This is a genomic window from Providencia rustigianii DSM 4541, assembly GCF_000156395.1.
GTDB lineage: Bacteria > Pseudomonadota > Gammaproteobacteria > Enterobacterales > Enterobacteriaceae > Providencia > Providencia rustigianii.
In genome coordinates, this window is sequence record NZ_GG703817.1 from 1,059,450 (window position 1) to 1,070,578 (window position 11,129).

Here is an 11,129-nt window from a genome sequence, read left to right on the forward strand (position 1 = left end):
GGATTAACCACCGGCGGCAGCAACTGCAGGGAAAATGTTGAGCTTTACTGCGACCATCTCATCACCCGCTTCCGCGGCTGCCCATGTTACGCCCACCGCTGCACCACCTTTATCTGCAACAATGCCTTTTTCAGCGGTTACAGCTTGACCAGCCGTCAATGCCACTCCCGCTTTTTTAGGAAGCAAATAAACCCCCTCGGCAAAACCATCACCGATTTCACCAGGAGCAATGTTTGTCGCCGCGATGCAAGCCAAAGCACCAACCATCACAAGAGATCCACTTAGAATGCTATCTTTCGCGGAGGTATTAATAATCTCAACAGTCAAACCCTGTTGCTGGTAATTCTTAGCCATAATGTCTCCTACCGGCTCCGAAAAGCCGGATTTTAGGTATAAAAAAAAGCCCGTCAGGGCAATATGCTTAGTTTAATAATCGAGATTAAGCTTCAACACGAAGCAAGCCGCGGTAATCAACAGGCGCAACACCCGCATCAATGCGAACTTTTGTGGTTACGCCATCAGAAGTAAACCCTTCTTGTTGGTCGATATAAGGAACATCAACACCATTTAAATAAGCGACTTCAATAGTGTCAGTGCCTTTTGCTGAGGTCATATACCATGTGGTATCGCCATTAACATCTAAGCGTGGCTCAGTAATGATTTCGGCAATATTACGAATAGGGTTGATGATGTTGGCATTCACGTCTGCGCCTTTTACGCTACCAGAGCCAACAACTTGAATCGCTGCGATTTCTAATGCTGTTGGCACAAGCATAAATGCAGGGCGAATATTTAACGCTCGCTCGCCTTCTTTTTGCTTGCGCATGGCTGTTCGACCATTGGCAATAGTGTCAACGTCCATACCGCCTTTAATACTGTTACCATGATCTGCACCAAAGAGTGGCTTGCTGTCAGATTGCATTTTTCCATTTTTCGTCAGAATATCGTAAACCAGATCGCCAATGGTGGCTTTAGCTGCGCGTCCCAGCTTCATTGGGGTATCGGTTAGCATTGACATGTCATCGTTAATAATGGCTTGCCGCGAAATGCTAAAAAGCTCCCCGTAGGTGGCAAGTGCAATCGTCTCTTTTTTGTCGCTCGTAGTGACATATTTATACTCTGCCCCTTCACGAACTTTACGAATCGAATTAAAGCCTCCCATGCCGACGCGAGTTGCAGTTTTAAAATCGCTGAGTTGCCCTTTCTTCGTCCATAGATCAAACGTTTCCTCAGCCTCATTCCAGCCTTGTAAAATAGATTTGTTGGCAACATCCAGTAAAATATTACCAAAATCAGAGGTGGTGTGAGTAAACGCCATTGCGATCATCTGCATTGGGTTATAGCTTGCAACACCCACGCCGCGATCAGCCAGCGACATACGGGCTAATTCGCGGAGTGTCATGCAGTTATATGGGTTGTCAGCATGAACTTCATCATAGCCAGCACGCGCCATCAACGATGCACGAACACTGTCACCGACGATGTTGCCGTTATTTGCGAAGATATGCGCACCATAATCGTTCTTATTGGTCGGCGTAGCTTCTTGTCCTAGTTTATTAAGCAGCTTCTCTCTTGCATTCTCGACAGAACAATTCACATCAAGCACACACTCCATCATCGTGTCGTTGTGCTTGCCACCAAACATCGCAAACAGATCTTTGATACCGTTCATGCGGGCTTGCTCATTCTGGCGCACTTGAGCCTGAATACCTTCAGTGTCCGGTTGTGGAGCATTCGCTGGATTCTGAGGCTGTGGAGCCGGTTCATTGACGGGATTAGTCGTGTTACGTGGATTTGCTAAACTGTTTTTCAGTGTGTTTTTTAATGAATTTGGCATGGATTTAAATTCCTCGATGCGTTTAGATGAAAGACTCGCCATTGCTTTAACTGGCTCAATAATGGTGTTAGCAAAACCGTGCTCAACGCACTCTTCTGCCGTGAGCCATGTTTCTTCACTGAGCATGGCTTCAAGTTCTTCTTTGGTTTTCCCTGTTTTCTCCATGTACGCGGGAATTAAGACGTTTTCGACTTTATCCAACAAATCGGCGTAGTCACGCATATCATCGGCATCACCCCACGATACCCCCCATGGCTTATGGATCATCATCATGGCATTGGTTGGCATAATGACTTCATCACCCACCATCGCGATGACCGAGGCCATGGATGCCGCTAAGCCATCGATATATACCGTAATGCTGGCATTGTGGTTTTTTAACTGGTTGTAAATGGCGATACCTTCAAAGACTTCACCACCCGGTGAATGAATATGAAGATTAATGTGGCTAAGATTTCCCAGCGCAATAAGATCTTCAGTAAATCGTCTTGCGCTAATACCCCAGCCACCAATTTCGTCATAGATGTAGATATCTGCCGTCGTTTCACTGGTTGCTTTCATTTGAAACCAGTTTTTATCCGGTGATGACATCAATGGCTTATTCATCGCTGTGCTATTTTTTGGTGGTACTTGATGTGTTTGTGTCATTTGCATGTTCGCTACCTTTGTCATTTGCCGGATCGGTATCAAAAACCAACCCCAGCCGTTTATTTTCATCGATTTCTGCTTTACGACGACGTTTAACCTCCGCAGGGTTCCCTCCTCGAGCTCGAACCCAGTCACTCTCCGATGCAGCCCCACCACGAATTTGTGTTTTCCATGCATTAGATTCTTTAAGTGGGTCAATCCACGGCATAACCGGACCACTGTAAGTAGCGTTATAGAGTGAATCGGGATCAACATCCGGTGGGACGACAATCACCCCTGAAGTAATCGCCATGTTTAACCACTGACGATAAACAGGACGGCTTACAGAGCCACAAAAGGTGTCTTGCAAGATGTAGTAACCCTCAAATGACTCCACCAGCTCTTGTCGCTGTGCGCTGTATGTCCCGTTATAATCACGCGCAATACTGGAATAGCTTCCGCGACTTCCTGCGGCAACCGCTCTAAGCTGACCGTTACGGAAATTTTCAAGGTTTTGGTTGGGTCTGTCTGACTTGATCATGCCAACATCTTCACCGGGTTTTAGCCCATCAAAGATAATGCCGGGGACAATATCGAGACTACGATCATCTTCATCACTGCCATCATCATAAGTACCCGCATCCCCTTTTTTGATATACATCCCCAAAGAGGCGGCAATACGTGCAGCGGTCAGTTCTGCATCTTCATAGTCTTTCAAAGCACTCAGACGCGTCAAAATGCCAGAAAATAAACTATTACCTCGGATTTGATGCAATCGACGCACATATTTTAAATGCAGCATGTTTTCGGTCAGGATGGACTTGAGATCGCCCATTTGCTGCCCTGTGGTGAGTAAGCTTTTGTACACAAAGTAAGACTGCGGGCGCCCCCAATGATTAAGCTGAATGCCCTGCCGAATATTTTTACTTGTATCATCGAGGTGAATTGGCACAAAGTCTGGCTCCAAGGCTTCCAGCCAAAATGGGATACCTGCCTGTTTATCAAGCCCCTTTTGATTACCCCTCACTAATTGAGCAAAGACCTCGCCGTCTCGGATCCACGTTCTGACTAAAAGCCGCTCAAGCATAGGTCGCGTAAATTGCCCTGTCACTTCCGGTCGAATTGACCATTCAGACCACGCGGTTCGGATCTGCTTCGCGAGATCATCATGAATTTGCCCGGTAAGAGATAATGGCTGAGGTTCAACAATAATCCCTTTACTCCCAACAACTCGCTCTTCAATTTTGTCAAGAATGCCAATGACAAGATCGTGATTACTGTCCAACCACCTTGCTTGCTCGCGTAATGACTTACCGCCCATTTGAGTTAATTGGTTGGCATCTCGGCTCTCTCTGCGGGCTTTATGAATGCGAGAGGGTGTTGCTGCCTCATAGGCTTGAATCGTATAACGAGATTTGGCTCGCTGACTCGCCCATGACGGTGAGAGTGCCGCGATAACCTTATCCAACATATTCATGAAAACCTCGCCACTTTATAACCGGGAGAATGACGGCGTGAAGCGCTGGTTGCCATATATCTAGCCTCCCACTGCTCGCGCCCCTTACGGATTTCACTCAAATTTTCCATGGTCATTGACTGTCCATTAAACGTGACGTTTTTACCCTGCAGTATTTCCATTTCTGCCTTTAGGTAAGCATCCAGCATTTCCTTAATTTGTTCACGGGTCATACCCACCCTCCAGAATTTGCAGACACAGGGGACCATGCCGAACTTACGCTAGGTTTGGTCTCTTGTGTTTCAGTGTGAGATTGAATTGATGTTGAGCTTGAGGAGGGTTGGCGATTTACTGGCTGTGGTGATTGAACATTGTTCACATCCGGCAACCTTGCCCACCTAGGTGGGTTCTCCCATTTGATTTTTTCGTAACCGAGTAATATGACTAAAGCATGCGCATAAACCGTTAAGTCAAAAGCTTCGTTAGCCCCTTTACCCGGCTTCGACCATTTACCATTACTGTCGCGCTCTTCATACGTGAGTTCATCGTAAAAAGAATCCTCCAGCCAATCAGGAAAGTGGATATAGTTATTCCCCACCGTATCTCTTCCTAAGTGTGATGAAATACGGTCTTTTAATTCATTGGTTTGTAGCAAGTAAATAGGCACGTCACCACGAGCCCTTGCACGGCGATCTGAGCGCTCTGTATTATCCGGATAAGATTTGGTAATCAGTTTGCTTTTAGCCTTACCATCTCCTTTAAAAAGGTATACGCGACGAGAAAGCCCTTCTTTTTTGCACTTTCGCCAAAACTGATAAGCGTTATCTGTTACGCCTTCTTCCCCACCGGTATCTACCGCCATGCTATGAATACCCATTTCAATATCTTCATGATCTTGAAGTGGATATGTTTTATCTAAAACATCTGTAATTAAAATATCCCAGTCCTCGGCATAAGAGGAAGGGTCTATTTTTAAGGCTTCACCATCCGTGTTAGAACGCAGGGAATACGTGATATCAAACCGATCAATTATCCATCGCTCACCTCTGGCGCCATAACCTGTAACTTGAACGACAAAGCGGCGTTTTTTACCGCCTTGTACGTCGACTGTAGCAACCAAAAATCTCACACCAGAAGGTACTGAGCCATAGTCCCAATATTCAGCCCGCAATTTAAGATCATCACCGCTTCGCTGCTCTTGGTTGATTTTCGGTAAGTAAGGCTGCCCCCAGTCTGTGTTAATGACGGATTTTAGGGTTTCTTCACTCCCGGTTCGTTCATATTCCTGCTCGGCATTGAGTAAGTTATAAACTAACTTTTCCCACGTCTGATATGCGGCTGCTGGACCTTCCATCCAAAATGATGCAATGCGGGAGTCTCGTGCATTTCCTGTGATATTACCTTGTTTATCAATGGATTGACCTTCTCTGAGCCAGACGCCGCGATTGTTTAACGTTCTTTTTTGCTCAGGCTCAATCAAATTCATGCACTGTGGACACTGCAGTCTGGCCGCTTTGCTTCCTGTTGTTGGATCATCACCCTCACTAAAACCCACCATATTTTCACGAATAGGAAGAAAATATTCTGAACAGTGTGGACATGGCCAATACCAGCGCCGGCGATCACCTCGATTATAGAGAGATAAAATCCCAGTGGTTGGTGGGGCTTCATGTGGTGTGTTTCGCCGCCATTTGCTGTTTGTAATTTCTCGACCAGGAGAACTTTCAACTAATGTTTTTCCCGCAGACATAAACGTCGTAGTACGTTTTGATGCTAGTGTATAAGCGTCCCCTTCGCCGTCCACATCCTCTGGAAATCGGTCATAATCTGTCAATGCGACAAATCGGTAGTCAGATGAAGACATGATATTCACCGATGGCCAGCCTATTTTTAGGTAATTCCCAGCCTTAAAGGTTTTATCATGAACGTTATTATCGTTACGATGCAGGCTGAGTCTTTTGGCAACTTCACGGCTCGATCTAAATGTTCTATCTAATCGCTTCTTGGAGTGCTCCCGCGCTTTTTCTTCTGTCATTTGAATCAGCAAAAAATCAGCGGGATCACAAACAATCACATACACTATCCAGCCATCAATCAACCCTAGAGACTTTCCTGTTCGCGCTGGACCAACGAAAATGACTGAATCATACCGTCTGTCCGCTAAGCAATTCATCGGTTCAATGATGTACGGCGTTAATGAATCATCCCATGGTATTGACGTCCCCTCGCCCATGGGTACTCGCATATATTTTTTTACGGCTTGAGCAATTGGCATTCGCCTTGGCGCTTTGAGTAATGCGGAAACGTCCTTTCTCACTGAAGATGCTGAGGCGTAATTAGTTTTCATCATCAAAATCCTCTGCATTCATAACCTCAGATGAAAGCACGTTCCTCAATTCATCGACGAGCTTTTGAGCCTCTGTGATTTGATCTGCTTTCCAGCCATTATCTCGCTCAAGTTTGTCTGGCCATGTATCTAGTACCTGAGAAATAGCTTTGATCATCACCGCCATTTCACGATGAACATCCGCAACCGGCACTAGTTGCTTCAGTGTTGTTTCCAGCTTTATTCGTTCATTTTCAGATTGGTACCAATCTTTTCTGTCCTTTGGAAACATGAGTGCGGGATCTTGAATGCCACTCGGCTCTGAATCTTTATCGGCACCAAATAAAACGGGGCCGACTTCCCGAAGTGCATAAACGGGATTGCCTCTTACATTACTGGCTATTGGGGTATTCGCATCGAGCAATCGCTTTTTAACTGTTCCGCGATTTAAGCCGAATGCTTCAGCAATCTTAGCTACGCTCCAGTTGTAGGCGTCCCCCAGATTGCTGATGTTGGACATTGACACCTCACTCTGTCAGGTGAAAATTGATATTTTCATTTATTATCATAGGGATATAACGCATTGAGGTGACAACTCATTATTAAATCTGTCACCTCAATCTCGATATTCACAAATTAAATCAAATAGTTAAATCACCTGCTGCTGACAGCATGGAAATTTGAAAACGAGCCGTTTCCCGCGTGGTCGCCGCCTCGTGGTAGGGGTACCCCATCAGGAGTACCTTTTGAATTATGTGTAAAACTAATCAACCAAGTGAGTTTAAGGGGTCTTTGGAGGAGGGAGTTTGTTGGAACTGTTAGACCGCTTGGGTTGATAGCCCTTAACATTTTTATCACAGCCATTTATCCACCGATCTAATTGTTCTCTGAATTGGTTTGGTTTATTAAAACCCTGAATACCCATATTTGTCTCCTTTTGACTATTACCCGCTGTAATCAATTTGCACTCGAATAGCTTCTTCATAGGTTGCATCACGCCACCCTGATGTGATTTGGCTGTCATTGCTTGAAGTGGGGTCAGGGTAGCGATAACGCTTTATGCTGATCTCTACTTGAAGCACAGATAATCCAGTTAGCATCTGGCGCCTGAATCTAAATCTACCAGTCAAGCTAATCTCGCTATTTCTATATAGAGGAACTGGCATATCAAGCAAAGCCTGAGCTGTTACGTAAAGCATCAATGGAGACCTGTCGAAGCTTATCAGCTATAGCAGCATTAGCATCGTTAAATGCTTGCGTTAACTCTTCGATTTGCTGTTGGTTCTTTTGCGTATTAGCTATTAATTGTTGCAATGCATGACTTAGTGACTCAGCTTTAAAAGCCATAGCAGCATCAGAGTCTGATTTACCAATGTACCCTTCTGAACCAAGCAATACTGAGCCATCACGCATATATGCCATACCACCCACTCGCCACATGATTTTTGATGACTCGCGGTTAGCTGCTTTACGTGCGATGTCCTGTAATACCGCTTTATCAATAAAGACATCATTAACAAACGCCTTAGCTTGGGTTATTGCAGTTGTTATGCCTGTGAATTCGGCGTTGCCACTGGCGATATCAATCTTAAACTCAACCTTATTCTTTAGGTCTGCATCAATCAGTAACCCAGCAATGCGCTTCAGTTGTGCTTCTAGCTTATCCATCTCAGTAGTATCAACTGATACCTTGATACTTAACTCGATGACTTCTTTTTTATCTGACATGACTTTCTCCACAAATGAAAAAGCCACCAATGATTAGCTGGTGGCTATTTAGAATATTGTGCTAATTAAATTTATATGACTCCGGGAAATCGGCTAACCGACCACTATTAAAACCAATATAAAACTCTATCAATGCTACTCAATGAATAGCATTTGTAGAATTAAATAAAATTATGTCTCTCCATAAGTCACGCCGCTTCTTCTCCAATGGCTGACGTTTCCACCGCATGAGCTATCCACACTTGGATTCGTTGTTTTTGATTCTATATATGCGCTATCCGCTTAGAGGTTGCGGGTCTCAGCTAACATATAAGACAGCGACAACGCAGCGCCTCGCTCGCAATTATTCTAGTTGCAGAACGCCATGTTCTTCAGAGCCTGAATAAGCAATCAGACCTTCATAAATAATTTCTTCACCATCACAGATAGTGCCGACTTCAATTGTGTAAGACAGTTGATCTTCTTCTTGTGCAAATTCATGTAGTGATTTGATTTGCCCTGGTGTTAATACAATTTTTCCTGACATATAAATTACCTAAAATAAAAGCGATTAATCGGAAGCTAGCTATTGCTATCCCAGTTTGGCGCGGACAAGACAGTCTTTAGCTTCAAGTAACTTACGAAGCCCTGCTGCCTTCTCATTACCATCTGGCAACTGTTCATCCATCTGTTTGACCAAATCACCAATAGTTAGCTGGTGGCTATTTTTTAAAAGCGCTCAATGCGCTGAGATAAAGTTTCAGAGTAACTGCGCATATGACCTAATTGCTTACTCAATAACTCTTGGTCGCGATGCTCCAGCGTTTTACAGATATCGCCATTAATGAAAGTTGTCAGCTTTGTGATTTTGTCGTCTAACTCAGTTTTCTCATCTACTACTCGTTATTGATGTGGTTGCATTTGATACTCCTGTAGGCATAAAAAAGCCCCGCATTTAGCGAGGCTCATATTTGTAATATCCGCTTGAGATTACTACCTTTTTAATGTTGTGGTCATTCACGATTAACGTATAGTGACGTTACATTCATGAACTATTATTCTCTACTTGGCCCCGATTTCTGGGGCATTTTTATTTATCAAAAGCAAAAGGCCATCGGTGATTAGCTAATGGTTATGAACCTTTACAAATATAAGTTGGCTATTATTTAAACAATGGCGTACGTTGAATAGGCTCGCTTAACAAGCTAATGCTAGCAGCGAGCATGCATGACACGTCTACTCGGACAAAATATAATAAGACTTAAACTATCCTATACATTCAGACCCTCATTAGACACGTGGGTCTATTTTTTTAATTCTATCAGCTTCAATTTCCCGTATTGCTTTAAGTTGCTCATTCGCTTTTTCTATCGTTCCTAACAATAATCTGTTCCACAATATAGACGCTTTGAATGATAGGGTTTTACCATCACTGTCAGGCGGCAATGGCGGTACCACAGAATTAGTTAGTGTCGATGGAATGGGAACGCATTGCGCGCTCTCGTAACTCGTTTGTGTACTCGAACAAGCCATCAGTAATAAGCTGAGGCACAAGAGAATCACAAGAAGACTCTGCTTTGAGTATCGTTTTATATTCAATGACTTTCTCCTGCGCTTTCGCATCAGCTTGGATGCCGTTCCGGTATGCTGTTGTTGCTATCTGATTGAAGCGATTGAATTGAAATGACTGACGGGCAATGACTGCACTTTGTTTGATGTTATCTTGCTTTAATTTGTCGTTGTCGCTCTTAACTGCAGTGTTGTTGTCATAAAGCGTTAATGCCAACCAGCTAACAGCAACTAACATTAAAAAAAGCCAAAACGAGTTATCTATCTTCATAAATTAACCTGCTTAGCTTTATTGTAATTGACCGCACTTTGGCAGCGTTTTTCTAAACTTACCTTGTCAGTACCACCGCAGGTATTGTCTCTGAGTACGTATACGCCAGCTGCCAAAAACAAAAATAAATAGATGAATACGCAGATTAAGCAAATAGTGGATTTACGCCCCATGCGCACCGCCTCCGCCACTCATGCAGCATTTTGATGGAGCATAATCACCATAGTAAAGATTCTCCGCTGCTATTCTGGCATTAATGGCATCATCTAATGAATCAAAGTTGCCAATGGAAATTCTTTTCTTCCCATTAGTCACTCTTACCCTCCATTTGGGTTTGCCTCTCTCTGACTTATGGTAGGAAACGCCCCTAAAACCAGATTTATTATCAGGTGATACCCAGTTTTTATTTAGGCAGTTAAGAGAATCATTAACCACCCTTAGATTCGATATCCCATTGTCATCCTGCACACCATTTATATGGTCGATATCACCATCGGGCCAAACACCATAAACATAAAACCAAATTAACCTGTGTTCCTTATAACTTTTTCCATCAAAACCAATATATCTATACCCTGTTTTATGTACGTAACCAGCCCGCGAGCCAACTGGCAGCCCACGCCTTTGTTTTTTATATATCAATACCCCTGTTTCTTGGTTGTAATCTAAAATTTCTTTTAAAAACTGATGAGATATAGACATATCTTTGCCTTTTCGTATTTTTAGGGCGAAAAAAAAGCACCATTAGGTGCTCGCGGCTAATACTTTGATTTATCGTTCATTCCGATAATTCACCAAGGCAAATCGCCTTTTCTATTTCACGTCTGGTTATGAGTCCTTGCCATTGTTTGCCGCCTGCAAATGTCCATTTACTGAATTCATTACAAGCTCCGATCTGATCGCCACTATTTAATTTTTTTAACAGCGTTGATTTTTTGAAAGCTGCTCCGCCTATGTTGTATGTAAGCGAATATAAAGCTGCACGCTGGGCATCGTTGATGGGGACTTTAACTGAGCTATCAACAACATTTATTGCCGATTGCATGTGTTTGGTGAGTAAATCGTCGCATTCCTTAGGTGTATAGGTTTTCCCCTGAATAACATCAGAACCAGTAATCCCAGCGCATACGGTTTGAATTCCTACTACATCTTCGTACGGCTTATATTTAACACCTTCAAAAAAAGAAAGCATTGCGACAGTTAAGGCTATAACTCCACCAGCAGCAGCCTTTTTTATATTATTGGGTATCTTTGGCATGAGCCGCCTCTTTGCGTTTATCTTCTTTTCGTTTGAAATATAGGTTTGCTAGGAATGTAGCTAGACCCAAAAGCAGGC

Annotated in this window: 14 protein-coding genes and 1 pseudogene; all 15 read right to left on the reverse strand. The window is 43.6% G+C overall.

Annotated features, from left to right (window positions below):
* Window positions 1–3: 3 nt before the first annotated feature.
* The 15 genes and pseudogenes from PROVRUST_RS05035 to PROVRUST_RS20690 all read right to left on the reverse strand — a co-directional run bounded on the left by PROVRUST_RS05035 (window position 4) and on the right by PROVRUST_RS20690 (window position 11,121).
* A complete protein-coding gene (locus PROVRUST_RS05035; protein WP_006813635.1) occupies window positions 4–354 on the reverse strand; it encodes a capsid cement protein in 351 nt (116 codons plus the stop codon).
* 85 nt (window positions 355–439) lie between these two features.
* On the reverse strand, window positions 440–2,491 hold the full coding sequence (locus PROVRUST_RS05040; RefSeq protein WP_006813636.1) for a ClpP-like prohead protease/major capsid protein fusion protein: 2,052 nt from the start codon (window positions 2,489–2,491) through the stop codon (window positions 440–442).
* Entirely contained in the window at window positions 2,451–3,941 is a 1,491-nt protein-coding gene (locus tag PROVRUST_RS05045) for a phage portal protein (protein ID WP_006813637.1), read from the reverse strand. The genes PROVRUST_RS05040 and PROVRUST_RS05045 overlap by 41 nt, the downstream gene beginning before the upstream one ends.
* Window positions 3,938–4,153 carry a hypothetical protein gene (locus PROVRUST_RS05050; protein ID WP_006813638.1) on the reverse strand — a complete coding sequence of 72 codons (216 nt, stop codon included), beginning with the start codon at window positions 4,151–4,153 and terminating at the stop codon, window positions 3,938–3,940. Before PROVRUST_RS05050 ends, PROVRUST_RS05045 begins: the two co-directional genes overlap by 4 nt.
* Entirely contained in the window at window positions 4,150–6,270 is a 2,121-nt protein-coding gene (locus PROVRUST_RS05055) for a phage terminase large subunit family protein (protein ID WP_006813639.1), read from the reverse strand. The genes PROVRUST_RS05050 and PROVRUST_RS05055 overlap by 4 nt, the downstream gene beginning before the upstream one ends.
* Window positions 6,257–6,766 carry a DUF1441 family protein gene (locus PROVRUST_RS05060; RefSeq protein ID WP_006813640.1) on the reverse strand — a complete coding sequence of 170 codons (510 nt, stop codon included), beginning with the start codon at window positions 6,764–6,766 and terminating at the stop codon, window positions 6,257–6,259. The genes PROVRUST_RS05055 and PROVRUST_RS05060 overlap by 14 nt, the downstream gene beginning before the upstream one ends.
* A gap of 424 nt (window positions 6,767–7,190) precedes the next feature.
* Window positions 7,191–7,346: a hypothetical protein gene (locus PROVRUST_RS19720; protein WP_156777704.1), complete on the reverse strand. Its 156-nt coding sequence runs from the start codon at window positions 7,344–7,346 to the stop codon at window positions 7,191–7,193.
* A gap of 67 nt (window positions 7,347–7,413) precedes the next feature.
* Window positions 7,414–7,974, reverse strand: a complete 561-nt coding sequence (locus PROVRUST_RS05070; RefSeq protein WP_039854326.1) for a hypothetical protein — start codon at window positions 7,972–7,974, stop codon at window positions 7,414–7,416.
* 343 nt (window positions 7,975–8,317) lie between these two features.
* Entirely contained in the window at window positions 8,318–8,500 is a 183-nt protein-coding gene (locus PROVRUST_RS05075; protein WP_006813643.1) for a hypothetical protein, read from the reverse strand.
* 182 nt (window positions 8,501–8,682) lie between these two features.
* Window positions 8,683–8,844: pseudogene (locus PROVRUST_RS20685) on the reverse strand (crAss001_48 related protein); the annotation flags it as partial.
* A gap of 571 nt (window positions 8,845–9,415) precedes the next feature.
* Window positions 9,416–9,793 carry a hypothetical protein gene (locus tag PROVRUST_RS05080; protein ID WP_006813645.1) on the reverse strand — a complete coding sequence of 126 codons (378 nt, stop codon included), beginning with the start codon at window positions 9,791–9,793 and terminating at the stop codon, window positions 9,416–9,418.
* Window positions 9,790–9,966 (reverse strand): hypothetical protein, encoded by a 177-nt coding sequence (locus PROVRUST_RS20490; protein ID WP_006813646.1) that lies wholly within the window; start codon window positions 9,964–9,966, stop codon window positions 9,790–9,792. The genes PROVRUST_RS05080 and PROVRUST_RS20490 overlap by 4 nt, the downstream gene beginning before the upstream one ends.
* Window positions 9,956–10,495 carry an HNH endonuclease signature motif containing protein gene (locus tag PROVRUST_RS05085; protein WP_006813647.1) on the reverse strand — a complete coding sequence of 180 codons (540 nt, stop codon included), beginning with the start codon at window positions 10,493–10,495 and terminating at the stop codon, window positions 9,956–9,958. The genes PROVRUST_RS20490 and PROVRUST_RS05085 overlap by 11 nt, the downstream gene beginning before the upstream one ends.
* Window positions 10,496–10,571: 76 nt before the next feature.
* Complete coding sequence (locus PROVRUST_RS05090) at window positions 10,572–11,051, reverse strand: lysozyme (protein ID WP_006813648.1); 480 nt, start codon at window positions 11,049–11,051, stop codon at window positions 10,572–10,574.
* Entirely contained in the window at window positions 11,032–11,121 is a 90-nt protein-coding gene (locus PROVRUST_RS20690; RefSeq protein ID WP_419177176.1) for a phage holin, read from the reverse strand. Before PROVRUST_RS20690 ends, PROVRUST_RS05090 begins: the two co-directional genes overlap by 20 nt.
* Between the last annotated feature and the right edge of the window lie 8 nt (window positions 11,122–11,129).

Coding starts and splice junctions, on each gene's coding strand:
- PROVRUST_RS05085 (WP_006813647.1), bottom strand. CDS start 10,495: ATGTCTATATCTCATCAGTTTTTAAAAGAAATTTTAGATTACAACCAA.
- PROVRUST_RS20490 (WP_006813646.1), bottom strand. CDS start 9,966: ATGGGGCGTAAATCCACTATTTGCTTAATCTGCGTATTCATCTATTTA.
- PROVRUST_RS05040 (WP_006813636.1), bottom strand. CDS start 2,491: ATGCAAATGACACAAACACATCAAGTACCACCAAAAAATAGCACAGCG.
- PROVRUST_RS05045 (WP_006813637.1), bottom strand. CDS start 3,941: ATGAATATGTTGGATAAGGTTATCGCGGCACTCTCACCGTCATGGGCG.
- PROVRUST_RS05090 (WP_006813648.1), bottom strand. CDS start 11,051: ATGCCAAAGATACCCAATAATATAAAAAAGGCTGCTGCTGGTGGAGTT.
- PROVRUST_RS05080 (WP_006813645.1), bottom strand. CDS start 9,793: ATGAAGATAGATAACTCGTTTTGGCTTTTTTTAATGTTAGTTGCTGTT.
- PROVRUST_RS05050 (WP_006813638.1), bottom strand. CDS start 4,153: ATGACCCGTGAACAAATTAAGGAAATGCTGGATGCTTACCTAAAGGCA.
- PROVRUST_RS05075 (WP_006813643.1), bottom strand. CDS start 8,500: ATGTCAGGAAAAATTGTATTAACACCAGGGCAAATCAAATCACTACAT.
- PROVRUST_RS05035 (WP_006813635.1), bottom strand. CDS start 354: ATGGCTAAGAATTACCAGCAACAGGGTTTGACTGTTGAGATTATTAAT.
- PROVRUST_RS05070 (WP_039854326.1), bottom strand. CDS start 7,974: ATGTCAGATAAAAAAGAAGTCATCGAGTTAAGTATCAAGGTATCAGTT.
- PROVRUST_RS19720 (WP_156777704.1), bottom strand. CDS start 7,346: ATGCTAACTGGATTATCTGTGCTTCAAGTAGAGATCAGCATAAAGCGT.
- PROVRUST_RS05060 (WP_006813640.1), bottom strand. CDS start 6,766: ATGTCCAACATCAGCAATCTGGGGGACGCCTACAACTGGAGCGTAGCT.
- PROVRUST_RS05055 (WP_006813639.1), bottom strand. CDS start 6,270: ATGATGAAAACTAATTACGCCTCAGCATCTTCAGTGAGAAAGGACGTT.